This is a genomic window from Streptomyces sp. NBC_00704, assembly GCF_036226605.1.
Classification (GTDB): Bacteria; Actinomycetota; Actinomycetes; order Streptomycetales; family Streptomycetaceae; genus Streptomyces.
This window is the reverse complement of record NZ_CP109000.1, coordinates 4,684,284-4,709,462: the sequence shown is the minus strand read 5'-3', so window position 1 is coordinate 4,709,462 and position 25,179 is coordinate 4,684,284. Positions and strand designations below refer to the sequence as shown.

The following is a 25,179-nucleotide window of genomic DNA, read 5'->3' as shown; positions in this document are numbered from 1 at the left end:
GGGCGTGCAGCGACGAAACTGCTTGCTGCATGACGTACGTGCTCGGCGCACCCACGCGTTCAACCGGGATGCCCGCCATGAAAGGGGTTGCCCCCGGTCAGGTACGGGATCGTACGGCTCGTAGGTGTAAGGCATGTGCGTGTTCGGGGATGTTCCGGGGTCGGGGCTGTGCAACCTCGGGGGTCATATGAGGGGTGCTCACGTTCGTTCGAGGATGGCGGTGACGCCCTGTCCGCCGGCCGCGCAGATCGAGATCAGCCCGCGTGCGGGGCCGCCCCGCTCGGCGAGGAGTGTGGCGAGGGTCGCCGTGATGCGGGCTCCGGTGGCCGCGAAGGGGTGGCCGGTGGCGAGGGAGGAGCCGGTCACGTTCAGCTTGTCCCGGTCGACCGGGGTGAGCCCCTGCTTCTCCCAGGCCGCGAGGGTGGCCAGCACCTGGGAGGCGAACGCCTCGTGCACCTCGACCAGGTCGAAGTCCTCGATGCCCAGGCCGGTCCGCTCCAGCATGCGCGGGACCGCGTACGCGGGGGCCATGAGCAGGCCGTCCTCGCCTCCGGCCGCGTCGCCGCGCACGAAGTCCACGGCCGCCGTCTCGTAGGCGGTCAGGTAGGCGAGCGGCTCCAGGCCGCGGGCCTCGGCCCACTCCTCGGAGGCGAGCAGGACGACCGCCGAGCCGTCCGTCAGCGGGGTGGAGTTGCCCGCCGTCATGGTGGGCTCGGGGCCGTCGACGCCGAACACCGGCTTCAGACGGGCCAGTTTCGCGGCGGTGGAGTCGGGGCGCAGGTTCTGGTCGCGGGTCAGGTCACGGAAGGGGACCACCAAGTCGTCGAAGAAGCCCCGCTCGTACGCGGCGGCGAGCCGCTGGTGGCTGGTGGCCGCCAGTTCGTCCTGGGCCTCGCGGCCGACGCCCCAGACGCGGGCGGTGACCGCCGCGTGCTCGCCCATGGACAGGCCGGTGCGCGGTTCGGCGTTGCGCGGGATCTCGGGGACCAGGTGGGAGGGGCGGATGCGGGCCAGCGCCTTGAGGCGGTCTCCGGTCGACTTCGCCCGACGGGCCTCCAGGAGGATGCGGCGCAGTGCGTCGTTGACGCCGAGGGGGGCGTCGCTCGCGGTGTCCGCGCCGCCCGCGACGGCGGAGTCGGTCTGGCCGAGGGCGATCTTGTTGGCGGCGGCGATCACGGCCTGGAGGCCGGTGCCGCAGGCCTGCTGGACGTCGTAGGCGGGGGTGCGGGAGTCGAGCTTCGAGCCGAGGACGGTCTCGCGGGCCAGGTTGAAGTCCCGGCTGTGCTTGAGGACGGCCCCGGCGACGAACTCGCCCACCACGCCGGGCACGTCGAGCGCGTACCGGTTCACGAGCCCGTTCACGGCCGCCGTCAGCATGTCCTGGTTGGAGGCGGTGGCGTAGGGGCCGTCGGAGCGGGCGAAGGGGATGCGGGAGCCGCCGACGATCGCGACGCGGCGGGCGCGCGGGGGCTCCAGGGGGCTCTTGCGGGCCCCTCTCAGGTAGGTCACCTTCGACGGCTCCGAGGTACTCATCTCGACCTGCTCCTCACCTTTGACCTAGACTTACCCGCGGTAACCTTACTCCGGAGTAAGTAAAATATCCTGTGCGTCAAGCCCGTGGGAGACGAGACGAACATGGCCGACCGCTATCTGAGCCTCACCGCCACCGCCCCCGGCCGGTTCCTCACCCGGCGGCTGGGCCTCCCCCAGCCGGCGGCGCTCCGGCGCTGGTCGCCCGAACAGCCCTGTCTCCCCGGCGGCTTGCTTCACCTTACGGCCGGCGGGTCCGGGCTCCGCGGCCTCGCGCCGGTCCTCGCCCGCACCGGCCTCCCCCTCGCCGACCCCGCCACCGCCCCGGCCGCCGCCGGACGCCCCGCGGACGCCGCCCTCGCGGCCGTCGTCCTCGACGCCACCGGCGTGCGCGACGTCGACACGCTCGCCGAGGTCCACGCGGCGCTGCACCCGGTCGTGCGCTCGGTCGCGGAGAGCGGCCGGATCGTGGTGCTCGGCTCCCCCCTGGAAACCGGCGGCGACCACCACCGGGCGGCCGCGCAGCAGGCCCTGGAAGGGTTCGTGCGCTCCCTCGGCAAGGAGATCGGACGCGGCAGGACGGTGAACCTGCTGCGGCTGTCCGACGCCGACGCCGCCGAATCCACCCTGGGCTTCCTCCTGTCCCCCCGGTCCGCCTACGTCAGCGGCCAGGTGATCGCGGCGACGGCCGACGGCTCCGCGGCCCCCGCCGACCCGTCGCTGCCGCTGGCCGGGCGCACCGCGCTCGTCACCGGCGGCGCGCGCGGCATCGGCGAGGCGGTCGCCCGGACACTGGCCCGCGACGGGGCCCATGTCGTCGTGCTCGACGTGCCGCAGGCGCACGACGACGCCCGGCGGGTCGCCGGACAGCTCGGCGGGACCGCGCTCGCCCTCGACATCACCGCCGCCGACGCGGGCGAACGGATCGCCGCCGAACTCCCCGGCGGACTCGACGTGCTGATCCACAACGCCGGCGTCACCCGGGACCGGCGGCTGGTCAACATGCCCGCCGAGCGCTGGAGTTCGGTGCTGGACGTCAACCTGGCGAGCGTGCTGCGCACCACGGACGCGCTGCTCGACAAGGGGACATTGCGCCGGGGCGGCCGGATCGTGGCCACGGCCTCCATCGCCGGGCTCGCCGGCAACGCCGGGCAGACGAACTACGGCGCGAGCAAGGCGGGCGTGGCCGGTCTGGTCCGCGCGCTCGCGCCGCGCGCGCTCGCCGAGCACGGGATCACGGTGAACGCGGTTGCCCCGGGCTTCATCGAGACGAGGATGACGGCCGCGGTGCCGCTGTTCATCCGCGAGGCGGGCCGCCGGATGAACTCCCTCGCCCAGGGCGGACTGCCCGTCGACGTCGCCGAGACGACCGCCTGGCTCGCCCACCCCGCCTCCGGCGCGGTGAACGGCCAGGTCGTGCGGGTCTGCGGCCAGAGCCTGCTGGGGGCGTAGTGACCGGCACCGTGACCACGCTGTCGGGGCCCCCGCCGCTCGGCCCGATCCTCGCCCTCGGGGCCGTGCGCTCCCCGTTCAAGCGGCCCCGCCCCGGTGCGCTGCTCCCCCGCGCCGGCGACCGTCTCGTGGTGCCCGCACTGCGCGTCGACCTGGCCCGGCTCGCCGCCTACGAGCGGGTCTGCGCCTTCCCGACCGGCGAGGACGCGCTGCCGCTCACCTATCCGCACGTCCTCGGCTTCCCCCTGGCCATGCGGCTCATGGGCGCGCGGGACTTCCCGCTCCCGCTGCTCGGCCTCGTCCACACGTCGATCGAGATCACCCGCCGTAGCGCGCTCCCGGCCACCGGGACCTACGAACTCACCGTCCACGTCGATCGGTTGGCCCCCCACCGCAAGGGGACGGAGGCGGTCGTCGTCACCGAGCTGAGAGCCGCCGCCGACCACGCCACGACCGCGGCCCACGGCACGAACACCGGACCGCAACCCGCCGCCCCCGTCTGGACGTCGACGAGCACCTACCTCTCCCGCCACCGCACCGACGCCGGGCCCCCCGCCGCCCGTCAGGACGGGACCGGCCCGCTCCCCGTGCTCGACGAGTGGCGGCTCGCCGCCGACGTCGGACGGCGTTACGGCTCGGCGTCCGGCGACCGCAACCCGATCCACCTGCACCCGCTCACCGCCCGCCTCTTCGGCTTCCCCCGGGCCATCGCCCACGGCATGTGGACCGTGGCCCGCTGCCTCGCCGCCCACGGCGCGCCCCCTGCGGTACGCGTGCGCGCGGACTTCCGGGCCCCGGTGCTGCTGCCGGGCACGGTCGTCTTCGCGGCGGACGGCAGCCGCTTCGAACTGCGCGGTCCGGGAGACACGGGCCGCCTCCACGTGAGCGGCCGGGTGGACGCGCTCGGCGGCGACAGGCCCCCGTTCACGGCGACGGCCCGCGACGCCTGAGGACTCCCTCGCCCGCGCCCGGGCCCGGCGGTCCCGCTCAGTCCGCCGGCGGGGTCCAGGGCCGGTCGTTCATCAGGTCGCCCAGGCCTGACCAGGCGAAGTTCATCAGGGTGGCGGCCGCCTGGTGGGAGGTGACGCCCGGCGTGGCGTTGGCCCAGGCGGCGAGGGACTCGGCCGCGCCGACCAAGGCCTCGGCGAGGCCGGCGACCTCGCGTTCGGGGAGGTCGGGGTTGCGGTGGGCCTCGCGGGCCGCGACCGCGATGAGCTGGGTGACGAAGGCGACGATCTCCTCGCGCATCGCCGCGACCTCGGCGGCGAAGGGATCGCCGTGGGTGCGGGCCTGGAGGTGCAGGACGGACCAGGCGTGCGGGTGCCGCGCGGTGTGCGCGAAGAACGCCCGCAGTCCTTCCCAGAGTTGGCGGTCGGCGGGCAGGTCCGTGCGGACGCCGGCCCGGACGGCCTCGACGAGCGCCTTGGCCTCGCGCCGGATGCAGGCGGTGAAGAGGTCTTCCTTGGAGTTCAGGTACAGGTACACCAACGGCTTGGACACGCCCGCGAGTTCGGCGATCTCGTCCATCGACGCGGCCATGTACCCCCGGCGCCCGAAGGTCTCCACGGCGGCGTCCAGCATCTGCTGCTCACGGACCGCACGCGGCATCCGCTTGGTCTTCACGGCACCCATGGGCACAGCGTAGCCAGGGCGGGACGCGCCCGGTCCTGCGGCGACGGAGGGGACCGGACCCGCGCGGGGCGTCAGGAGGTCTGCGTGCGGCCCTGGGAGGCGGCGGCGTCGTCGGCCGTGGCGTCCTCCTGGGAGCGGTTGGCCTCCAGGTTGGCCTTCATGCGGTCCACCCGCCGCACGACGGTCACCGAGGCGCGGTCGCGCTCCTTGCGCAGCACCACGAAGCTGATCGGCGCGGAGATCACCAGCGACAGCAGCAGGATCCACATGAGGTTGGAGTCGCCGAGGCCGCGCGGGACGACACCCGAGTAGACGAGGCCCCAGACGACCACGAAGCAGCCGGCGAAGACACCGAGGCGCATCAGTGTGTAGCGGAGCATGTCAATCCACTCTTCCGATCAAAACAGGCGATTCCAAGGGGCCGTCATCCAGTGAAGCACGCCGGACCGCCGTTCCCGCAGCCGCCCCCGCGGCCCCCCGCCGCCCCGTCGCCGTCAGCGCAGCGGGAGCAGCATGACGACGTCGTCGCGGTCGTCGCCCGGGGCGACCCGGATGGCTCCCGGGATGCGGCCGACCTCCTTGTAGCCGCAGGAGGCGTAGAAGTCCTCCAGGCCGAGTCCGCCGCGGCAGGTGAGGCGGATCGCGTCGATGCCCTCGAAGCCCCGGGCCGCGTCGGCGGCGGCCGCCAGCAGGTCGCGGCCGTGGCCCCGGCCCTGGTGGCGGGGGTGCACCATCACGGTGTAGAGCCAGACCCAGTGCTTCTGAAGCCGGTGCGTGTTGAAGGAGAAGAAGGCCGTCGCGGCCACCTCGCCGGCCGCGTCCCGTCCGACGAGCAGCCGGTGGCGGCCCTCGGCCATCGCCGCGAGGTGCCGGAGCAGCTCCGGGCGGACCGTCTCGCGGTCGACGGGCGGGACGAAGCCGACGGCTCCGCCCGCGTTGGAGACGTCCGTCCACAGGTCGAGGACGCCGTCGCGCAGGGCGGGGCCGACGGCGGGATCGAGCGTGAAGGTAAGGGGCACCGGGCGATGGTAGCCCTTACGGAAGTGGCCGGAGCGGCCGGAGTGGCGGGGGGCGGAAGGGCCGCGCGCCGTACGGCCGTCACCGGCCGGGGCGCGCGGCGGCGTCGTGCGCCGTACCGCCGTCAGACCCGCATGGGCTGCGGCGACTCCCGGCGGGCCGGGTCGGGGCCGTCGTACTCGCGGATGATCTCGTAGCGGGTGTTGCGCTCCACGGGGCGGAACCCGGCGTCCCGGATGAGGTCCAGCAGGTCCTCGCGGGTGAGCTTGTTCGGCGTGCCGTAGTTGTCGGCGTCGTGCGTGATCTTGTACTCGACGACCGAGCCGTCCATGTCGTCCGCACCGTGCTGGAGCGCCAGCTGCGCGGTCTGGACGCCGTGCATCACCCAGAACACCTTCACGTGCGGGACGTTGTCGAAGAGCAGCCGCGAGACGGCGAACGTCTTCAGCGCCTCCGCGCCGGTCGCCATCTGGGTGCGCGCCTGGAGCCGGTTGCGGACCTTGCCGTCCTTCATGTCCACGAAGTCGTGCTGGTAGCGCAGCGGAATGAAGACCTGGAAGCCGCCCGTCTCGTCCTGGAGCTCGCGCAGCCGCAGGACGTGGTCGACGCGGTGGCGGGGCTCCTCGATGTGGCCGTACAGCATGGTCGCCGGGGTCTTGAGACCCTTCTCGTGCGCCAGGCGGTGGATGCGGGACCAGTCCTCCCAGTGGGTGCGGTGGTCCACGATGTGCTGGCGGACCTCCCAGTCGAAGATCTCCGCGCCGCCGCCGGTGAGCGACTCCAGGCCCGCGTCGATCAGCTCGTCCAGGATCTCGGAGGCCGTGAGCCCGCTGATCGTCTCGAAGTGGTGGATCTCCGTCGCCGTGAACGCCTTGAGCGAGACGTTCGGCAGGGCGGCCTTCAACTCCCGCAGTGAGCGCGGGTAGTAGCGCCACGGCAGGTTCGGGTGCAGGCCGTTGACGATGTGCAGCTCGGTGAGGTTCTCGCCCTCCATCGCCTTGGCGAGCTTCACCGCCTCCTCGATGCGCATCGTGTACGCGTCCTTCTCGCCCGGCTTGCGCTGGAACGAGCAGTAGGCGCACGACGCGGTGCACACGTTCGTCATGTTGAGGTGACGGTTGACGTTGAAGTGCACGACGTCGCCGTTCTTGCGGGTGCGCACCTCGTGCGCGAGCCCGCCCAGCCACGCCAGGTCGTCCGACTCGTACAGCGCGACGCCGTCCTCACGGGTCAGCCGCTCACCGGCCCTGACCTTCTCCTCCAGCTCGCGCTTGAGCCCGACGTCCATGCCCTCACCTTTCACCGACGACCTGCCGACGGCTTCCCGACGGCTCTGCTGACCACCCGACCAACCGTACGTCCCCGCGGCTACACCTCTTCCGGCAGCTCCCCGACGCGGTTCTCCCACTTGGTGGAGAGCACGATGGTGGTACGGGTCCGGGAGACGCCCTTGGTGCCGCTGAGCCGGCGGATGATCCGCTCCAGACCGTCGACGTCCGTGGCCCGCACCTTGAGCATGAACGAGTCGTCGCCGGCGATGAACCAGCAGTCCTCGATCTCGCTGAGGTCCTTCAGCCGGGCCGCCACGTCCTCGTGGTCGGCGGCGTCGGAGAGGGAGATGCCGATGAGGGCGATGACGCCGAGGCCCAGCTGCGCGGCGTTCACCGTGGCGCGGTAGCCGGTGATGACGCCGGCCGCCTCCAGCCGGTTGATGCGGTCGGTGACGCTGGGTCCCGACAGACCGACGAGGCGTCCCAGCTCCGCGTAGGAGGCCCGGCCGTTCTCCCTCAGGGCCTGGATGAGCTGCCTGTCCACCGCGTCCATGCGAATCGAAGCCTTCCGGTCAGTGTTCCTGAAAGATGAGAGGTACTGCGACGTGCTCAGACGGTGTTCACGGGGCCCGGGTTCCGGCCGCGCCGCCCAGTTCGCCGTCCCACCGGCGATAGAGCCCGTGCGCGGCCCCCGCCGCGTCGAGTACGCGCCCGGCGACGAAGTCGACCAGGTCCTGGATGTGCGTGGCGCCCGCGTAGAAGGCGGGGGACGCGGGCACGACGTGCGCGCCGGCGTCGTCCAGCGCGACGAGATGGCGCAGGGTCTGCCCGTTCAGCGGGGTCTCCCGGACGGCCACGACCAGCGGCCGCCGTTCCTTGAGCGTGACGCTCGCGGCCCGCTGGAGCAGGTCCTTCGACAACCCGAGGGCGACTCCGGCGACGCAGGCGGTCGAGGCGGGCACGATCAGCATCCCCCGCACGGGATACGAGCCCGAGGACGGGCCGGCGGCGAGGTCCCCCGCCGCCCAGTGCCGCACCCGGTCGCCGCTGACGTCGACGTCGAACGCGTCCGGCTTGCCGTCCGCCCCACGCCCGAGCCATTCCCGCAGGTCGTCACGCCAGTGCGCGTCCCGGAAGGAGATCCCCGTCTCGTCGAGCAGCGTGAGCCGCGAGGCCCGGCTGACCACCAGGTCGACGCTCTCGCCCCCGGCGAGCAGCGCCCGCAGCACGGCGGCGGCATAGGGCGTACCGGACGCCCCGGACACCCCCACGATCCAAGGCACGCGCTGCGTTTCTCCTGCGTTCACACCTTGAGCGTACCGGTGGGCGGAAAGGTCTTCAGGACTGGCCGGGTGCGGGCCGGCGTGGCCGCGTCCGGATCGACGGCGGGAGGGGCGGGCGGAACGGTCGGCGGCCCTCGCGGGTCGGCCGAGCGCCACCGGCCGTCCGCACGCTCGGAAGGTCAGACGGTCAGACCTCGAACCAGGAGATCCAGCAGGGCGCACACGAACAGGGCGATCCCGATGAACCCGTTGACGGAGAAGAACGCCCTGTTCAGGCGGGACAGGTCGTGCGGGCGGACGATCGTGTGCTCGTACACGAACGCGCCCGCGACGATCACCAGCCCCAGCCAGAAGAACGCGCCCGCGCCGGTCGCCAGCGCGTACCAGACGAGCAGCGCGGTCGTCACGGCGTGGCAGACGCGCGCGCCCCGGATCGCCGCCGGGATGCCGAACCGGGCCGGGACCGACAGGACGCCGGTCTCCCGGTCGGTGTCGACGTCCTGGCAGGCGTAGATCAGGTCGAAGCCGCCGATCCAGACGCCGACGGCGAGACCGAGGATCACCGCGTCCCAGGACCACTCGCCGGTGATCGCCAGCCAGCCGCCGATCGGGCCCATCGCCTGGGCCAGCCCCAGGATGGCCTGCGGGAAGTTCGTGAACCGCTTGCCGTAGGGGTAGACGACCATCGGGACGACGGCGATGGGGGCGAGCGCCAGGCAGAGCGGGTTGAGCAGGGCCGCCGAGCCGAGGAAGACGGCGACGGCGACGAGCGCGCCGGTCCAGGCGTGCTTCACCGACATCGCGCCCGTGACCAGCTCGCGGTGCGCGGTGCGCGGATTGCGGGCGTCGATCTCGCGGTCGATGATCCGGTTGACCGCCATGGCGAACGTGCGCAGGCCCACCATGCAGACGGTGACCAGCAGCAGTCGGCCCCAGTGGATGTTGCCGTCCAGCTCGAACATCGCCGTGAGGGCGGCGATGTAGGCGAAGGGCAGCGCGAAGACCGAGTGCTCGATCATCACCAGGCGCAGGAACGCCTTCGTGCGTCCCGGCTGCCGCGGGAGCGCTGCGGATGCGGAGCTCACAGTCCGTACTCCTTCCAGCGGCGGTCCACCGTGGCCGCCGTCTCCGGGTCGGACAGGACCATCTCGGGCCAGCCGCCGTCGCGCGTGTACCCCTCCTCGGGCCATTTGCGCGTCGCGTCGATGCCCGCCTTGCCGCCCCAGAACTGCTGGTAGGAGGCGTGGTCGAGATGGTCGACGGGCCCTTCGACGATGGACAGGTCGCGGGCGTAGTCGGTGTTGCCGAGCGCCCGCCAGGCCACCTCGTGCAGGTCGTGGACGTCGCAGTCGGCGTCGACGACCACGATCAGCTTGGTCAGCGACATCATGTGCGCGCCCCAGACCGCGTGCATGACCTTCTGCGCGTGCTTGGGGTACTTCTTGTCGATCGAGACGATCGCGCAGTTGTGGAAACCGCCCGCCTCGGGCAGGTGGTAGTCCACGATGTCCGGGACGATGATCTTGAGCAGGGGCAGGAAGAACCGCTCCGTGGCCCGCCCCAGCGGACCGTCCTCGGTCGGCGGCCGGCCGACCACGATCGACTGGAGCAGCGGCCGCTTGCGCATCGTCACGCAGTCGATGGTCAGGGCGGGGAACGGCTCCTGCGGGGTGTAGAAGCCGGTGTGGTCCCCGAAGGGCCCTTCCGGGAGCATCTCGCCGGGCTCCAGCCAGCCCTCGATGACGACCTCGGCCTGCGCCGGCACCTGAAGCGGGACGGTCTTGCAGTCGACCATCTCGATGCGCTTGCCCGCGAGGAACCCGGCGAACAGGTACTCGTCGATGTCGCCGGGCAGCGGCGCGGTGGAGGCGTAGGTCACGGCGGGCGGGCAGCCGAAGGCGATCGCCACGGGCAGCTTCTCGCCCTTGCGGGCGGCGACCTGGTAGTGGTTGCGGCTGTCCTTGTGGATCTGCCAGTGCATGCCGATCGTGCGCTTGTCGTGGCGCTGGAGCCGGTAGAGCCCGAGGTTGCGGATCCCGCTCTCCGGGTCCTTGGTGTGCGTCAGGCCCAGGTTGAAGAAGGAGCCGCCGTCCTGCGGCCAGGTGAAGAGGGCGGGCAGGGCGTCCAGGTCGACGTCGTCGCCGTGCAGCACGACCTCCTGGACGGGCGCGTCCTGGGCCTTCACCTTCTTCGGCGGCACGTGCGTCATCGCCCCGAGCTTGCCGAACGCCTCGCGCACGCCGACGAAGCCCTGCGGCAGCTCGGGCCGCAGCAGGCCGCCGATCTTGTCGCTGATCTCCGCGTACGACTTCAGGCCGAGGGCCTTCAGCAGCCGCCGGTCGGTGCCGAACACGTTCATCGCGAGGGGCATGCTCGACCCCTTCACGTTCTCGAAGAGCAACGCGGGGCCGCCGGACTTCTGGACCCGGTCGACGATCTCCCCGACCTCCAGATACGGATCGACCTCGGCCTTGACGCGCTTGAGGTCGCCTTCGCGTTCCAGTGCCCTGAGCAGGGAACGAAGATCGTCGTAAGCCATGTGTCCCAGTATCGCCGAGGGCCCGCTCTCCCCCGACGCCCGCCCCTGCCTTCCGGCCGGAGGTCCGTGGGTCGTCCCCCGGAACGGCACGGCGGCCACCCGCTACCCTGACCCCGTCACCGGGGCCCGCCCCGCCCCCTCACCGCGTTCTGGGAGAACCCGCCACCATGCTCAGGTATCTGCCGTTCCTGCTGGTCCTGGCGCTGTGGATCTACGCCTTCATCGACTGCCTGAACACCCCCGAGGAGGAGGTGCGCGGGCTGCCGAAGGTCGTCTGGGTCATCATCATCCTGCTCTTCGGCGAGGTGCTGGTCGGCCCGATCGCCTGGCTGGTGGCCGGCAGGACACGGCACGCGCCGGCGGGCGGCTCCACGCCGTCGCAGTGGCACCGCAACCACCGCACGGAGTTCGTCGCCCCGGACGACAACCCCGAGTTCCTCAAGTCCCTGAAGGACGAGAAGGCCAGGAACGAGGAGAAGCTCCTCAAGGACTGGGAGGCCGACCTGCGCCGCCGCGAGGACGAACTGAAGCGCCGCGAGTCGGGCGAGGAGCCGAAGGAGGGCTGAGCAGGGCGACCGCGGTCGCTCCGCGGTCCCCGCCGCCCTGTGCGGCTCGCGGCCGTCGGTCACCTTGCGGGCACACCCGGGAGACCGGGCGCGCCCGATACCGCCGGACCGTCGCCGACTACGCGGTGCCCGCCGCACGGTGACCCGGTCCGCGCGACGCAGGCCCCCCACGGCGGCCTCGGAAATCCCGTGGCGGGCCACGGCGGCCGCTGCTATCTTTCCGGAGGCCGTGCGAGAGAAAGAGGAGGTGGTACCCGTGAACACAGCGACGACATGGGTGCTCTCCTCCGGGGTCACGGTCGGGCGATAGGTCGTCCGGGAGCGCCGTTCACCAGCTCTCCCGAAAGGCACGACCATGCGTTTCACCTCTGAACAGCGTCTCGACGACGGCGTCCTCGAACGCGACTTCACCCTCGGCGACATCCCCGGTGTCCTCTGGACGCCCGCGTCCGCCTCCCCCTCCGCACCGGTGCCGCTGATCCTGCTCGGACACCCGGGCGGACTGGACCGGATGCGTCCCCGGCTGGCGGCCCGGGCCCGGCACTCCGCGGCGGACGGCTTCGCCTCGGCCACCGTCGAGCTCCCCGGCAGCGGTGCGCGGCCCCGCTCCGCCGACGTCGAGCAGGCCCGCGCGGACATGCGGCGTGCGCTGGAGGCCGGCGAGCCGGTCTCCGACGACATCGTCGACCGGCTCGTCCTCCCGCTGGTCGACAGGGCGGTCCCGGAATGGCGGGCCCTCATGGACGCCCTCCTCGCGCTGCCCGGGATCGACGGCCCGGTCGGCTACTCGGGCGGAATCATCTCCATCGGCGTCCGGCTGGCCCTGGTCGAGCCGCGGGTCTCGGCCGCGGTCCTCTTCGCCGGGAGCTACGTGCCCCGGACCATGTTCGAGGAGGCCCGGCAGGTCACCGTCCCGCTGCACGTCCTGCTGCAGTGGGACGACGAGGGCAACGACCGGCAGTCCGCACTGGACCTGTTCGACGCCTTCGGCTCCAAGGAGAAGACGCTGAACGCCAACATGGGCGGGCACACCGGCGTCCCGCAGCACGCGGGCGAGGCGGCGGCCCGGTTCCTCACCCGCCACCTGAAGGGCTGACGCGGGGCCGGGTCCGTCCGGCGGCGGCACCACGGCCGCCACCGGACGGGCCCGGCCGACAGGCCGCGGGGAGGCGAGGGGGGCGTTCCCCGACGGGGCGGCGGCCGGTCAGACGCCGATGTCCTCGTTCCAGAGCGCGGGGTTGCTCTCGATGAACCCGCGCATCATCGCGGCGCATCCGGCGTCGTCCAGGAGCACGATCTGCACACCGTGCCCGGCCAGCCAGTCGTGGCCGCCGTGGAACGTGACCGCCTCCCCGACGACCACCCGCGAGATCCCGAACTGGCGCACCAGGCCCGAGCAGTACCAGCACGGCGAGAGCGTCGTGACCATCGTCGTGCCGTGGTACGAGCGCTGCCGGCCCGCCGCGCGGAACGCGGCCGTCTCCGCGTGCACGGAGGGATCGCCGTCCTGCACGCGCCGGTTGCGGCCGCGGCCCAGGAGCGTGCCGTCCGCGCCGTACAGGGCCGCGCCGACCGGGATGCCGCCCTCGGCGAGACCGGCCCGCGCCTCGGCGACGGCGGTGGCGAGCCAGGTCCGTGCCGTCGCCCGGTCCAGAAGGTCCATGTCCTCATGCTGGTGCGACGAGCGGTCCGAGGCAACGCGGACCACCCGGCCGGGGCCGCCGCCGCCCCCGGCGCGGGCCCCACCGCCCCGCCGCGGCGGCCACCCGGGCGATCGGTAGCCTTGCCCGATCAACTCGGGCTCGTGGGAGGAACGTTCATGGTTGCTGCTCCGGTACTGGAGGAGCTGCGGGAGGTCTGCCAGCCGCAGGCCAAGCTGGCGAGCCGCAACGGCGAACACTGGGCGGGCCGGCTGTACATGCGCCGGGTCTCCCTGCGGTTCACCCGCCAGCTGGTGCGCACCCGGGTCACCCCGGACCAGCTGACCTGGACGATGGTGGTGTGCGGGGTGCTGTCCGGGGCGGCGCTGCTGATCCCGGGCCTGGCCGGGGCCGTCCTGGCCGCTCTCCTCATGCAGCTCTTCCTGCTCTTCGACTGCGTGGACGGCGAGGTCGCCCGCTGGAAGGGCCAGAACAGCGCGTCCGGCATCTACGTGGACCGGCTCGGCGCGTATCTCGCCGACGCGGCGCTGATGACCGGCTTCGGCTTCCGTGCGGCCGAGTCCGGGCTCGGCGGCTGGGCGGGGTTCAACGGCTGGGTGTCCCTGGGGCTGGCGACCGCCCTGGGCGTGGTGCTGCTGAAGGCGTCGACCGACCTGGTGGACGTGGCACGCGCCCGGCGGGGGCTCGCGGTCGCCGACGACGAGGCGGCCGCGCCGCGTTCGCAGGGTGTCGCGTCGGTGCGCCGGCTGGCCGCCGCGTTCAGGATCCACCGGGTGACCAACGGCATCGAGGCGTCCCTGGTCCTCCTCGCCGTGGCGTTCGCCGACGCGGCCACCGGCTCCGTCGGCCCGACCCGCTGGGCGCTGGCCGCGATCGCCGTCGTCACGTGGCTGATGGTCCCGGCGCACCTGCTGTCGATCCTGTCGTCGTCCCGACTGCGCTGACGGCGTCCTGGTCGTTCTGGTCCCCCAGGCCGTCCTGGTCGTTCTGGCCGTACAGGCGGTCCAGGCAGTCCAGGTAGGCGTGCAGCCGGCCCGCTCCCGCGAGCATCGCGCGGGTGCGGGCCGTCAGCGTCCGCGCGCGGGCCGCCAGCGCGGACCGCAGCTCCGCCGTGCTGCCGCCCTCCCGGCGCAGCTCCGCGAGCACCGGCCGGATCTGCGCGAAGGGGTATCCGGCCCGGCGCAGGCTGTGCACGATCCGCGCGTCCCGCACGTCGGACGGCCCGTAGAGCCGGTACCGCGTCCCGCGCTCGCGCGGCGGCGCGACCAGCCCGGCCGTCTCCCACACCCGCAGCGCCGAGGTCCGCACGCCGAGCAGCCGGGCCGCCTCCCCGATCCGCAGCCGGCCCGCCGCTCCCGTCCCGACGGCCTCGGGGGCCCGGTGGGCCGTCTCCTCCAGGGCGCGGCCGGTGGCGTGCAGAGCGGTCCGTTCCTCGTGCAGCCCGGCATGGGCCTCGTCGACGAGGGCGAGCGCGGCCGGGACGTCCCCCGCGTGCACGGTCCGCATGATCCGCGCCGCCGTCACCGGCCCGTACCCCCGCACCAGCGCCCGGTACGCGGGCAGCGCCTGCCGGTGCACCTCCCCGAACACCCGGTATCCGGACTCCGTCCGCCCCGCCGCGGGCAGCACGCCCGTCTCCTCGTAGTTGCGGATCTGCTGCGTGGACAGCCCCGCGACCCGGGCGAGATCGACGGTGCGCAGCCGGCGGTCGGTCATGGTGCGGAACTCCGGGCGGTGGCGATGGCGGTGGCGGGAGCGGTCGGGAGGGAGAGGCGGGCGGAGGCGGGGCGGAGGCGGGGTGGTGTGCCCGGCCGGGGGAGTTCCGTGGCGGGCGGCCGTACGGCGAAGGCCGGTTCCCGTGGTCCAGGGCGCTGGATCACGGGAACCGGCCTTCGTCGCCGAGCTTGTCGTACGGGGCCGTGCGCGGCTCAGACTCCCGCGTACGAGTGCTTGCCCGTGACGAAGATGTTGACGCCGTAGTAGTTGAACAGCCAGCAGCCGAAGGCGACCAGGGCCAGGTAGGCGGCCTTGCGGCCCTTCCAGCCGGCCGTGGCGCGGGCGTGCAGGTAGCCGGCGTAGGCGACCCAGGTGATGAAGGACCAGGTCTCCTTGGGGTCCCAGCCCCAGTAGCGGCCCCACGCGTCGCCCGCCCAGATCGCGCCCGCGATGATCGTGAACGTCCACAGCGGGAAGACGGCCGCGTTGACGCGGTAGGCGAACTTGTCGAGGGAGGCGGAGGCGGGCAGCCGGTCCAGGACCGAGTGGGCGAACGTGCCCGGCTTGCCGCCGGTCGCGAGCTTGTTCTCGTAGGCGTCCTTGAACAGGTACAGGATCGTGGCGACCGCGCCGACGTAGAAGACCGCGCCGCAGAAGATCGCGGTGGAGACGTGGATGTACAGCCAGTACGAGTGCAGGGCGGGGACGAGCTGGTCGCTCGCCGTGTAGAGGACCGTCACCGCGAGGCCGAGGTCCAGCAGGACCGTGGTGATCAGGAACAGGCCGAGCCAGCGCACGTTCTTGCGCAGCGCCAGCAGCCCGAGGTAGACGGCGACGGCCACCGTGGAGAACGTGATGTTGAACTCGTACATGTTGCCCCACGGCGCGCGCTGCACCGAGGCCGCGCGGGCGACCACGCCCACGAGTTCGACGAGGAACGCGAGGACCGTGAGCGAGACGGCGATCCGGCCGTACATGTCGCCCTGCTCGTCGCCGCCGTGCGCGCCGGGCCCGTCCGGCACGTCCCGCGCGCCCGCCGTGGAACGCACGACGACCTGCGGCCGCTCCAGGACGGCCGTCCCGCCGTTCTGCCTGACGGTGACGGCCGGACCCGCGCCGCCGCCCGCCTTCGTCCCGGCGGTGAGCGCGGCGGCGGTGCGGCCGACCTTGCTGCGGCTGCCGAAGAGCCATTCGGCGATGTACGCGAAGAAGGCCAGGGTGTAGACGGCCATCGCGGAGTAGATCAGCGTGTTGCTGATGCTCGCGAGATGCTCGTTGGTGGCGGTGGCCAGCTCTGTTGCGGCGGCGAGAGTCATTTCTCAGCCCCTTCGGCAGGTACGGCTTGGGAGTCGGGGGAATCCGTGGGACCGGGGTCGGGGGCCCCGGGAGCCTGGTCGTACAGGATCCCGGCGAGGTCGCCGAGCTCCTCGGGCACCTTGGCGGACTCGCTGCGGCCGAGGCCGGCCATCTCGACGACGGTCACCCCGTCGGAGCCCTTCACCGCGCGCACCCACACGCGGCGGCGCTGGAGGAACAGGGAGCCGGCCAAACCGAAGATCGCGACGAGTGCGCCGGTGAGCGCCCAGCCGCTCGCGGGCTGCTGGGTGACCTGGAAGTTCGCCCACTGCCTGGTGCCCTCGTAGGTGACCGTGCCGGCCCCGCCGGGCAGGGTCATGGTCTCGCCGGGCCTGAGGTTGTCCCTCAGCTGCGCGCCCTTGGCGTCCTTGAAGGCCTTCATGTGGGTCTTGTCGATCTGGTAGACGCTCTTCGGGATGCCCGCGTCGACGCCGAGGTCGCCGTGGTACGGCGTCAGGTTCAGCACCGGGTTGCCGAGGGCCGGGAACGTCGAGGCCGTCTCCATGCCCTTGGTGTAGGTCGGCAGGAAGAACGCCGAGATGCCGAGCTGCTCGGTGACGCCCTTGGCGTCGCGGTAGCCGTCGAGGACCCTGACGACGCCAGTGGAGGTGACGTTGGAGTCGAGCGGCAGCAGCGGCACGGCGTCGCTGTACACGACCTCGCCCCTGCCGTCGCGGACGGTGATGACGGGCGCGTAGCCGTGGGCGGTGAGGTAGACCTTCGAGTCGGCGATCTCCAGCGGGTGGTTGACCTTGACGACGGCCTTCCGGTCCTTGCCGTAGGCGCCCACGCTGTAGGTGAGGGCGGCCTGGTAGGTGCGCGGGGTGCCGGTGTTGGGGCCGGACGTCTCGTAGGTGCCGGTGAACTTGTCCAGGGTGAAGCTGAACGGGTTCAGGTCGTCGGTGTCGAAGAGGCTGCCGGACTTGAAGTCGTTGTACTGGGTGAGGGTGTTGGAGAACCCGTCGCCCTCGACGACCAGCTTGTTGCCCTCGGCCTTGAAGAGCTGGCCCCAGGCGAAGGCGACCAGCATCACGATCAGCGCGATGTGGAAGGCGAGGTTGCCGACCTCACGGGTGTAGCCCTTCTCGGCGGCGACGGCGTCCCCGGCGACGTGGGCGCGGAAGCGGCGCTTCCTCAGCAGGGCGAGCGCGGCCTCGCGGACCTGCTCGGGCTCGGCCTCGGTGCGCCAGGTGGTGTAGGCGGGCAGCCGGGTCAGGCGCCCCGGCGCGCGGGGCGGGCGGCTGCGCAGCTGGCCGACGAACTGCCAGGTGCGGGGCACGATGCAGCCGATGAGGGAGACGAACAGCAGGATGTAGACCGCGGAGAACCACACCGAGCTGTACACGTGGAAGAGGCCGAGCTTGTCGTAGACCGGGGCGAGGGTGCCGTGGACCGCGCGGAAGTCGGCGACCTTGGTCTCGTCGGTGCCGGTCTGCGGGATGAGCGAGCCGGGGATCGCGCCGAGCGCCAGCAGCAGCAGGAGCAGCAGCGCGACCCGCATGGAGGTCAGCTGCCGCCAGAACCAGCGGGCCCAGCCGATCACACCGAGGCCGGGGGTGCTCGCGAGGGTGTCGGCGGGGGCCGTGGACAGCTGGGAGCCGGCCGCGCCGAGTTCCTGCTCGTCGGAGGCGGGGGCCTCGGCCGGCCCGGTGGGCGTGGTCTTGCTCATGGATCAGATCCCCACATCGAAACCGGCGGACCAGGACTGCACGTCCTGCACGAGACGATCCCACGCTCCGGTCAGCAGCATGACGCCGGTCAGGATCATCATGGTGCCGCCGATCCGCAGCACCCAGACATAGTGCCGCTTGATCCAGCCGAAGGCGCCGAGCGCCTTGCGGAAGGCGACGGCGGCGAGGACGAACGGCACGCCGAGGCCGGCGCAGTAGGCGACGGTCAGCAGGGCGCCGCGGCCGGCGCTGCCCTGCTGGGAGGAGAGGGCCAGCACGGAGGCGAGGGTGGGGCCGATGCACGGCACCCAGCCGATGCCGAACAGGGCGCCCAGCACGGGGGCGCCGACGAGGCCGGTCACGGGCCGCTTGTGGATGCGGAACTCGCGCTGGGTCATCCAGGGCATCAGGCCCATGAAGAACGCGCCCATGGCGATCATGAGGACGCCGAGCACCTTGGACAGCATGTCCTGGTTGGCCCGCAGGGTGTCGCCGAAGTAGCCGAACAGGGCCCCGCTGGAGACGAACACGGCGGTGAAGCCGAGGACGAAGAGCGAGGCTCCGGCGACCATCCGCCCGCGGCGGGCGTCGGCGAGGTCGGTTCCGGCGACGCCGGTGACGTACGAGAGGTAGCCGGGGACGAGCGGCAAAACGCAGGGCGAGAAGAAGGAGACGAGACCGCCGAGGAGGGCGACGGGGAGCGCGACCAGCAACGCGCCGTTGAGGACGGTGTCGTTGTAGCCGGTGGCGGCGAGCGTGGTGAGAGCGCTCACGTCACTTCTCCGCGAGGACGGGGGAGATCATCGAGCGCAGCTTCTCCTCGCTGAGCGCGGCCAGCGAGCGGGCGGCGATCTTGCCCTTGCGGTCTATGACCAACGTGGAGGGGATGGCCTGGAGGCTGAGCGTGCCCTTCTTGAACCGCAGCAGCAGCTTGCCCTTGGGGTCGGACAGGCTGGGGTAGGTGATGCCCTGGTGCTTCTCGAAGGCCAGGGCGTTCTTGTTGCTGGTGTCGAGGGTGTTGATGCCGACGAACTGCACGCCCCGGCCCTTGAGGTCGGCGGAGACCTTCTGGAAGCCCGGCGCCTCGGCCCGGCACGGGGAGCACCAGGATCCCCACACGTTGAGGACGACGATCTTGCCCCGGTAGCTCCTGAGGTCGAGCTGTCCGCCGGCGACGGTCTTGCCGGACAGGTCGGGGGCCTCGTCCCGCTTGCCCGGCTCGACGGTGGAGATGCCGTCCTTGCCCATCACGAAGTTGGTGTCACCGCCGCCCCCGGAGGCGCCTCCAGAGGTGCAGGCGGAGAGCAGCAGTGCGGCGACGGCCCCGCCGGCCGCCGTGGTCAGGGCGGCACGGCGCGGGCGGAACCGGGCGGACGAGCGCGTAAGGGCGCGGCTGGCGGCACTCATGTGAAAAGTTTCGCATGCCCGTTCTGGGGATCTTGCCCGCCCCCCTTTCGGGGGGAGAACCGCATTTCAGGCGGCGCTCGGGGACGCGCTCGCGCCGGCGCCGCCCGTGCTGCCGGTGCTGCCGGCGGTGGCGCCCGCGGACGTGCCGGCGGTGGCGGAGCCCGCGGCGAGGAACGTCTTCCAGCCGCCGGCCGGCTGCTGTCCGACCTCCAGGGTGCGCAGCTTGTCGAGGATCTCCGGCTTCTGGACGTCGATCCAGTCCACGAACTGCCGGAAGGAGACCAGCCGCACGTCGGCGCCCTTCTCCTTCTCGCGCGCGATGTGCTTGAAGGCCTCCTCGACGGCGTCCATGTAGATGCCGCCGTTCCACTGCTCGAAGTGGTTGCCTATGAAGAACGGCGCCCGGTTCGACTCGTATGCCCGCTTGAATCCCTGTATGTACGCCTGGGAGGCCTGCTTCCGCCAGCCCGGGTAGTTGTGGGCGGGCGCCTTGGTCGAGTTGATCGACTGGTTGGCGAGGATGTTGTAGTCCATGGACAGCACCTGGAAGCTGTGCCCGGGGAACGGTATGGCCTGGAGCGGCAGGTCCCATATGCCCTGCTTCTTCTTGGGCCAGACCTGGTTGCCGCCGGGCGAGGAGGCGTCGTAGCGCCAGCCGAGCGTGCGGGCGGTGGTCAGCAGGTTGTCCTGGCCCAGCAGACAGGGCGTGCGGCCGCCGACGAGTTCCTTGTCGTAGTCGAAGGGCAGCGAGGGCAGGTCGGTCCAGCCGGTGTTGGTCCGCCACTCCTTCACGAACTTCTTCGCCTGGTCTATCTCGCTGCGCCACTGCGCGGGCGTCCACTTGCCGACCGAGCCGTGCCCCTCGCCGCAGAAGTGCCCGTTGAAGTGGGTGCCTATCTCGTGGCCCTCGAGCCAGGCGCGGCGCACGTTCGCGAGCGTGGCCTTCACGTGGTCGTCGGAGAGGTAACCGATGTCGGAGGCGCCGCGCGGGTTGTTCGGCGGGTCGTAGAGCCGCTTCTTCGACTCGGGCAGCAGGTACAGCCCGGAGAGGAAGAACGTCATGCTCGCGCCGTGCTCCTTGGCGAGGTCGAGGAAGCGCGGGAAGAGCCCGTTGCCGACCTCGCCCGCGCCGTCCCAGGAGAAGACGACGAACTGGGGCGGCTCCTGACCGGCCTCCAGCGGCACGGGCTTGGCGGGCTGGTGGGGCTGCTTGCCGGTGAACGACGTCGAGCCGTCGCCTATCGGGCGGGCGGACGCCTTCGGCTTCGGGCTGCCGGAGGAGTCCTTGCCGTGGCCGGAACCGCCCTTCCCGGACGGCTCGTCCGAACCCGTGAGGCCGCCGCAGCCCACGAGTCCTGCGGCAGCGGCGGCACCGGCGCCGAGTCCGAGTGCTCCCCTTCGGGTGATGGCGCGCATGGCAACCCCGTTCGTCACGTTCTCTGGTGGGCACGTCACCCATTCAGAGGACATGACGAACGAGGAGGTTCCGCCAATACGTCCGGATTCCGTAACAGAGCGGTCGATTCAGGCCACTGATCGGTCATCCGGTTTCGGTCATGACTGGGTGAGCGGAGCCTACGCCCCGAACGCCTTGCCGCCGCCGGGGGCCCGACCCTTCACCGGCTTCGCGCCGGCGCGGAGGTGAGCGGGCACCAGGTCGATGGCGGGCTCGGTGTACCCCACGGACACGATCCGGTCGCCCCGGTACGTGAACGTCGTCAGCGACGCGAGCGTGCACTGCCGCTTGCGCGGGTCGTGCCACAGCCGCCGCCGCTCGACGTAGGACCGCACGGTCCAGATCGGCAGCTGGTGGCTGACGAGGACCGCCTCGTGGCCGCGGGCCGCGTCCCTGGCCGCGTCCAGCGCGCCCATCATCCGCACGACCTGGTCGATGTACGGCTCGCCCCAGGACGGCCGCAGCGGGTTGACGAGGTGCTTCCAGTTCTCCGGCCTGCGCAGCGCCCCGTCGCCCACGCCGAACGTCTTGCCCTGGAAGACGTTCTCCGCCTCGATCAGCCGGGCGTCCGTGCCCAGGTCCAGGCCGTGCGCCTTGGCGATCGGGGTGGCCGTCTCCTGCGCCCGCTCCAGCGGGGAGGCGACGACGTGCGTGACGTCACGGGAGGCGAGGTGCTCGGCCACCCGGTCGGCCATCCGCCGGCCCAGGTCGGACAGGTGGTAGCCGTCGAGACGGCCGTAGAGGACCCCGTCCGGGTTGTGCACCTCGCCGTGCCGCATGAGGTGGACGACGGTGACGTCCCGGCCGGCGTCGTTCTTGTCGAAGGTGCTCATCGGGCGGTGGCCTCCGCAGCCGCTCGGGCCGCCGCCGGAAGGGCGTCGGCGATTCTCTGGACGGCCGCGTCGTCGTGGGCCGTGGACACGAACCAGGACTCGAAGGACGACGGCGGCAGATAGACGCCGTCCGCCAGCAGCGAGTGGAAGAAGGCGGTGTAGCGGAACGACTCCTGCGCCCTGGCGTCGTCGTAGTCGCGCACCGGCCGGTCCGTGAAGAAGACGGAGAACATGTTGGAGGCGCTCTGGAGCGTGTGCGCCACGCCCTCCTTGGCCAGCGCGCCCGACACCAGCGCCTGGATCTGCTCGGACACGGCGTCCACCGTGGCGTACGCCGCGTCGTCGAGGAGCCGGAGCTGGGCGAGACCGGCGGCCGTCGCGACCGGGTTCCCCGAGAGCGTGCCGGCCTGGTAGACGGGCCCGGCGGGCGCGAGGTGCGCCATCACGTCGGCGCGCCCGCCGAACGCGGCCGCGGGGAAGCCGCCGCCCATGACCTTCCCGAACGTCATGAGGTCCGGCCGCACCCCGTCGATCCCGAACCAGCCCGCCCGCGAGGTCCGGAACCCGGTCATGACCTCGTCCGAGATGAACAGCGCGCCGTTGGTCGCGCACGCGTCCTTGAGGCCCTGGTTGAAGCCGGGCATCGGCGGCACGACGCCCATGTTGCCCGGCGAGGCCTCGGTGATCACACAGGCGATCTCGCCCGGATGCCGGTGGAAGGCCTCGTGCACGGCCTCCAGGTCGTTGTACGGCAGGACGATGGTGTCGCCGGCCTGGGCGCCCGTGACACCGGGGGTGTCGGGCAGCGCGAAGGTGGCGACGCCGGACCCGGCGGCGGCGAGCAGCGAGTCGACGTGCCCGTGGTAGCAGCCGGCGAACTTGATCACCTTGGAGCGCCGGGTGAAGCCGCGGGCGAGCCGGATCGCGGACATGGTGGCCTCGGTGCCGCTGGACACCAGCCGCACCTGCTCCACCGGCTCCACCCGGGCCACGATCTCCTCGGCGAGCGCGACCTCGCCCTCGCCGGGCGTGCCGAAGGACGTGCCGCGCGAGACGGCTTCCTGCACGGCCGCGATGACCTCGGGGTGCGAGTGGCCCAGGATCATGGGCCCCCAGGAGCAGACGAGATCGACGTACTCCCGCCCGTCGGCGTCCGTCAGATACGGGCCGGCGCCGGACACCATGAACCGGGGCGTTCCGCCCACGGCGCGGAACGCGCGCACCGGCGAGTTCACCCCGCCCGGCGTGACGACGGACGCACGGTCGAACAACGCCTGCGAGAGGGGCGCATCGTATGAATAGGGCAGTTCGCTCATGACCTGCGGCTTCTCCGACCTTTTCCGACTTGCTGGACTCCGGTTGCCAGTGACCTCCCAGGGTAGGCCAGCGCCCCCCGCGACCCACGGGGGCCGTGCGGGGCGTCCCGCCCCTACTGACCGGACGGCCAGTCCCTTCCCGCCGCCCGCCGCGCGCCCGCTCCGCCGCCCGCGCCGCCGGCCCCTCCGCCATCTGCGAAACTGAGTCGGAACGGGCCTGACAGACGTAGCTCTCTCCGACCGTGTGTCGAGGGGCTGCGAAGATCCTGCGGACAGGTGTTTCACCGCACGTTTCGGCGAGCGGCCGTGGGGGAGGTCACTGACACGATGATCGGGTTGCGCGGCGGGGGCCACGCGTCCTAGAAAAGCAGTCGGGTGGAGATATGCATCGCGGTGGCGGACTGGGCGAGGGGACTGACGACCTGGGTCCTCGACGTGCCCGGCGGGGAAGGCACCGGCGCGACGCGGAGGAAGTCAGCGAAGCACGGCAGACGCAGGCACAGGGTGTACCGAGTGAACCCGAGCGGGTCGACCGGCGAGTCGACCAGCGGGTCGACCGCCTTGGGGCGGGGAGCGGGAACGGTGGTCGGGTGGGGGTGACGTACAAGTACTTCGGCGCGCCCGACGGCGCCACGGCGGCCCGCGTCCCGATCTCGATGCGCCCCGAGGAACTCGGCGGCGACGAGCTGGGCATGAACGGCATGTTCACCAAGATCAAGCCGGAGACGATGGCCGCGATGGTGCTGACCGGCATCGAAGGCGTCCCCCTCCACAAGGTGCCCCCGCTGGAGCTGGTCGTCCTCCACCCCGACTACGCCGTCGTGAAGCTCCCCATGACGGTCGTCGACCCCCTGCGCGACATCGGCGAGGAGGCGGTCGGCGCGGCGGCGTTCATCTGGTCCACGGTCCCCGACCGCGGCGGCCCCCGCGACGCCTTCAACGTGTACCAACTCCTGCACGAATGGCAGGACTTCTCGCACCGGCTGCACGAGGCGGGGCACCAGCCTTATTGCTTGGTGTGGCCCTGAGCTGGGGTTGCGTGAGGGGCGGGCGGGGTCTTCGGGCCTCGCCCTTTTTGGTGGCGGGGAGGGGGCGTCAGGCGGCCGGGGCACATCGAGGGCACATTGGTGCAGCGGAGGCCCTGATACACCCTGGGCTTCTGGTGCTGGCTACTGCCTGAAGGCGTCGTCGATCGTCTTGCGGGTCCGCGTGTCGCTGGACGACAGCGGGTGCGTGTACGTCCGCAGCGTGAAGTCGGGTCCGAGTGGCCGGCGTACTCGGATTCCCGCCGGTCAGTCGCTCGGCCCAGTCAGCCCTCATAGCCCGCCGCCGGTCGGGCCGGGCGCACCTGATGAGTTTCGCGAGCCCGTCAAGAGCCTTGGGCTCCTGGCGGGTGATCCTCATCCAGAGAACCGCGAGGTCGGCGATGGCGTCGAGGTGCAGGCAGTCGCCTCGCGCGCGCCAGGGTCGCATCGGTGTCGGCGTCGCTAGTGGGGAACACCGAGTGCGCGATCTCGTAACTCCGCCACGACCGGAAGCACCCCACCCGCACCGAAACAGCGGCCTTCGATACACCAGTTCCACCAGGTGGACAGCGCCACGGAGCAGACCTGTCAGTGGGTGCGTTGGCGCACGAGTTGGCCTGGACGACCAAGCGCGTCCGAGAACTGCTCGACGTCCAGGAACAGCGCCCCGTTCTACCGCCTCGTGCAGTAGCGGCTCAGTCACTCCCAGGTTTCAAGGGAACGCGGCTCCTGGTCGGGCAGCCAGTCGGTTCGCCAGCGCCCCGGGCCCGATCTTGCTCAGGGCCCAGAGGCTGCTGGTACATCGGTTCCACTGCCAGAGCGGGTCATCCGCATCCACAGGGATGTGGAAAGGCAGCACGGGGATGCCGTTGGCATCGAACGGACCCACATCGAGGTAACGCGAGCCACCGGATCCGCACAGATAGTGGGTGCTGCCGGTGGCGGCGGCGAGGTCGGCAAGGCGCTCGGACCGGTTTTGGCGGCTCGGAATCTCGCTGCTGTCCAGCACTTCCCCCGACCAGCCGAGAGCCGTGAGCAGGGCAATCGTCGATGTTTTCGCGACGCCTGCCACGCATTCTGAGGTGTCGAATGTGTCCAGGACCGCCTCCAGGACTTCACACACGGCACCCCAGTGGCGGCTACCGCCGTAATACTGGCGCACGAGCAGTTCGACCTTCCGGCGCGAACGGCAGGGGTCAACAAGCCGCGCCTGGCTGATCAGCGTCGGACGTCCGTGTGGAAGGTGCGTCGGGAGCGTGAGCCACTGCTGCCGACCAGGATCGTCCAAGGCGGCCAATCGGGCGCGGTGCTGGAAATCGCGCCGGGCGAATTGCACGTCGGTCAGGACGATCCACCGGTCGGCGGCGAAGAGCTTCGCCAACGTGGACAGCCGTGGGAACAGGTTCGGCTGGTGGATCGCGCACACCCCGCCCGACGAGCTGACATGGG

The 25,179-nt window shown here is 71.8% G+C and carries 25 protein-coding genes; 6 read left to right on the top strand and 19 right to left on the bottom strand.

Going from position 1 to position 25,179, the window contains the following annotated elements:
* Window positions 1-198 precede the first annotated feature (198 nt).
* Window positions 199-1,533 carry an acetyl-CoA C-acetyltransferase gene (locus tag OG802_RS20615; protein WP_329412536.1) on the bottom strand — a complete coding sequence of 445 codons (1,335 nt, stop codon included), beginning with the start codon at window positions 1,531-1,533 and terminating at the stop codon, window positions 199-201.
* 102 nt (window positions 1,534-1,635) lie between these two features.
* Here OG802_RS20615 and OG802_RS20610 point away from each other — a divergent pair, with 102 nt between their 5' ends.
* Both OG802_RS20610 and OG802_RS20605 read left to right on the top strand, forming a co-directional pair.
* Window positions 1,636-2,982 carry a 3-oxoacyl-ACP reductase gene (locus tag OG802_RS20610; RefSeq protein ID WP_329417236.1) on the top strand — a complete coding sequence of 449 codons (1,347 nt, stop codon included), beginning with the start codon at window positions 1,636-1,638 and terminating at the stop codon, window positions 2,980-2,982.
* Window positions 2,982-3,932 carry a MaoC family dehydratase gene (locus OG802_RS20605; protein WP_329412535.1) on the top strand — a complete coding sequence of 317 codons (951 nt, stop codon included), beginning with the start codon at window positions 2,982-2,984 and terminating at the stop codon, window positions 3,930-3,932. Before OG802_RS20610 ends, OG802_RS20605 begins: the two co-directional genes overlap by 1 nt.
* A 37-nt stretch (window positions 3,933-3,969) precedes the next feature.
* Here the strand turns inward: OG802_RS20605 and OG802_RS20600 are convergent, their stop codons facing one another.
* From OG802_RS20600 to OG802_RS20565, 8 genes are all read right to left on the bottom strand, one after another.
* Window positions 3,970-4,614: a TetR/AcrR family transcriptional regulator gene (locus OG802_RS20600; RefSeq protein WP_329412533.1), complete on the bottom strand. Its 645-nt coding sequence runs from the start codon at window positions 4,612-4,614 to the stop codon at window positions 3,970-3,972.
* Window positions 4,615-4,685: 71 nt separating this feature from the next.
* Window positions 4,686-4,994 carry a DUF4229 domain-containing protein gene (locus OG802_RS20595; protein ID WP_329412530.1) on the bottom strand — a complete coding sequence of 103 codons (309 nt, stop codon included), beginning with the start codon at window positions 4,992-4,994 and terminating at the stop codon, window positions 4,686-4,688.
* A gap of 114 nt (window positions 4,995-5,108) precedes the next feature.
* A complete protein-coding gene (locus OG802_RS20590; RefSeq protein ID WP_329412529.1) occupies window positions 5,109-5,633 on the bottom strand; it encodes a GNAT family N-acetyltransferase in 525 nt (174 codons plus the stop codon).
* A 122-nt stretch (window positions 5,634-5,755) separates the two neighbouring features.
* A complete protein-coding gene (gene mqnE / locus OG802_RS20585) occupies window positions 5,756-6,919 on the bottom strand; it encodes an aminofutalosine synthase MqnE (protein ID WP_329412525.1) in 1,164 nt (387 codons plus the stop codon).
* A gap of 80 nt (window positions 6,920-6,999) precedes the next feature.
* Window positions 7,000-7,455: an Lrp/AsnC family transcriptional regulator gene (locus OG802_RS20580; RefSeq protein WP_256914566.1), complete on the bottom strand. Its 456-nt coding sequence runs from the start codon at window positions 7,453-7,455 to the stop codon at window positions 7,000-7,002.
* Window positions 7,456-7,522: 67 nt separating this feature from the next.
* A complete protein-coding gene (locus OG802_RS20575) occupies window positions 7,523-8,185 on the bottom strand; it encodes a UbiX family flavin prenyltransferase (protein WP_329412522.1) in 663 nt (220 codons plus the stop codon).
* Window positions 8,186-8,364: 179 nt separating this feature from the next.
* Window positions 8,365-9,270 (bottom strand): menaquinone biosynthesis prenyltransferase MqnP, encoded by a 906-nt coding sequence (gene mqnP, locus OG802_RS20570; protein ID WP_329412520.1) that lies wholly within the window; start codon window positions 9,268-9,270, stop codon window positions 8,365-8,367.
* Window positions 9,267-10,724 (bottom strand): menaquinone biosynthesis decarboxylase, encoded by a 1,458-nt coding sequence (locus OG802_RS20565; protein WP_329412519.1) that lies wholly within the window; start codon window positions 10,722-10,724, stop codon window positions 9,267-9,269. The genes mqnP and OG802_RS20565 overlap by 4 nt, the downstream gene beginning before the upstream one ends.
* Window positions 10,725-10,891: 167 nt before the next feature.
* On the opposite strand from OG802_RS20565, the gene OG802_RS20560 reads away from it, so the two are divergent.
* Window positions 10,892-11,290: a PLD nuclease N-terminal domain-containing protein gene (locus tag OG802_RS20560; protein ID WP_329412518.1), complete on the top strand. Its 399-nt coding sequence runs from the start codon at window positions 10,892-10,894 to the stop codon at window positions 11,288-11,290.
* Between the two features lie 355 nt (window positions 11,291-11,645).
* Window positions 11,646-12,386: a dienelactone hydrolase family protein gene (locus OG802_RS20555; RefSeq protein ID WP_329412516.1), complete on the top strand. Its 741-nt coding sequence runs from the start codon at window positions 11,646-11,648 to the stop codon at window positions 12,384-12,386.
* A gap of 108 nt (window positions 12,387-12,494) precedes the next feature.
* Here the strand turns inward: OG802_RS20555 and OG802_RS20550 are convergent, their stop codons facing one another.
* On the bottom strand, window positions 12,495-12,953 hold the full coding sequence (locus tag OG802_RS20550; protein WP_329412514.1) for a nucleoside deaminase: 459 nt from the start codon (window positions 12,951-12,953) through the stop codon (window positions 12,495-12,497).
* A 156-nt stretch (window positions 12,954-13,109) separates the two neighbouring features.
* Between OG802_RS20550 and OG802_RS20545 the strand changes: the two genes are divergently transcribed.
* Window positions 13,110-13,895 carry a CDP-alcohol phosphatidyltransferase family protein gene (locus tag OG802_RS20545; protein ID WP_329412512.1) on the top strand — a complete coding sequence of 262 codons (786 nt, stop codon included), beginning with the start codon at window positions 13,110-13,112 and terminating at the stop codon, window positions 13,893-13,895.
* Here the strand turns inward: OG802_RS20545 and OG802_RS20540 are convergent.
* From OG802_RS20540 to hemL, 8 genes are all read right to left on the bottom strand, one after another.
* Window positions 13,834-14,667 (bottom strand): MerR family transcriptional regulator, encoded by an 834-nt coding sequence (locus tag OG802_RS20540; protein WP_329412510.1) that lies wholly within the window; start codon window positions 14,665-14,667, stop codon window positions 13,834-13,836. The genes OG802_RS20545 and OG802_RS20540 overlap by 62 nt on opposite strands.
* Before the next feature lie 212 nt (window positions 14,668-14,879).
* Window positions 14,880-15,983: a c-type cytochrome biogenesis protein CcsB gene (gene ccsB / locus OG802_RS20535; RefSeq protein ID WP_329412508.1), complete on the bottom strand. Its 1,104-nt coding sequence runs from the start codon at window positions 15,981-15,983 to the stop codon at window positions 14,880-14,882.
* Window positions 15,980-17,692: a cytochrome c biogenesis protein ResB gene (gene resB / locus OG802_RS20530; RefSeq protein ID WP_329412506.1), complete on the bottom strand. Its 1,713-nt coding sequence runs from the start codon at window positions 17,690-17,692 to the stop codon at window positions 15,980-15,982. Before resB ends, ccsB begins: the two co-directional genes overlap by 4 nt.
* A 3-nt stretch (window positions 17,693-17,695) precedes the next feature.
* Window positions 17,696-18,466, bottom strand: coding sequence for a cytochrome c biogenesis CcdA family protein (locus tag OG802_RS20525; protein ID WP_329412505.1), 771 nt, complete (start codon window positions 18,464-18,466; stop codon window positions 17,696-17,698).
* 1 nt (window position 18,467) lies between these two features.
* A complete protein-coding gene (locus OG802_RS20520) occupies window positions 18,468-19,100 on the bottom strand; it encodes a TlpA family protein disulfide reductase (protein WP_329412503.1) in 633 nt (210 codons plus the stop codon).
* Window positions 19,101-19,166: 66 nt separating this feature from the next.
* A complete protein-coding gene (locus OG802_RS20515) occupies window positions 19,167-20,516 on the bottom strand; it encodes a hypothetical protein (protein WP_329412501.1) in 1,350 nt (449 codons plus the stop codon).
* A 159-nt stretch (window positions 20,517-20,675) separates the two neighbouring features.
* Window positions 20,676-21,389, bottom strand: a complete 714-nt coding sequence (locus OG802_RS20510; RefSeq protein ID WP_329412499.1) for a histidine phosphatase family protein — start codon at window positions 21,387-21,389, stop codon at window positions 20,676-20,678.
* Window positions 21,386-22,705: a glutamate-1-semialdehyde 2,1-aminomutase gene (hemL, locus tag OG802_RS20505; RefSeq protein WP_329412497.1), complete on the bottom strand. Its 1,320-nt coding sequence runs from the start codon at window positions 22,703-22,705 to the stop codon at window positions 21,386-21,388. Before hemL ends, OG802_RS20510 begins: the two co-directional genes overlap by 4 nt.
* A gap of 590 nt (window positions 22,706-23,295) precedes the next feature.
* Between hemL and OG802_RS20500 the strand changes: the two genes are divergently transcribed.
* Window positions 23,296-23,733 (top strand): hypothetical protein, encoded by a 438-nt coding sequence (locus tag OG802_RS20500; RefSeq protein WP_010353923.1) that lies wholly within the window; start codon window positions 23,296-23,298, stop codon window positions 23,731-23,733.
* A gap of 709 nt (window positions 23,734-24,442) precedes the next feature.
* On the opposite strand, the gene OG802_RS20490 is transcribed toward OG802_RS20500, so the two are convergent.
* Entirely contained in the window at window positions 24,443-25,156 is a 714-nt protein-coding gene (locus OG802_RS20490; protein WP_329412495.1) for a WbqC family protein, read from the bottom strand.
* Window positions 25,157-25,179 lie beyond the last annotated feature (23 nt).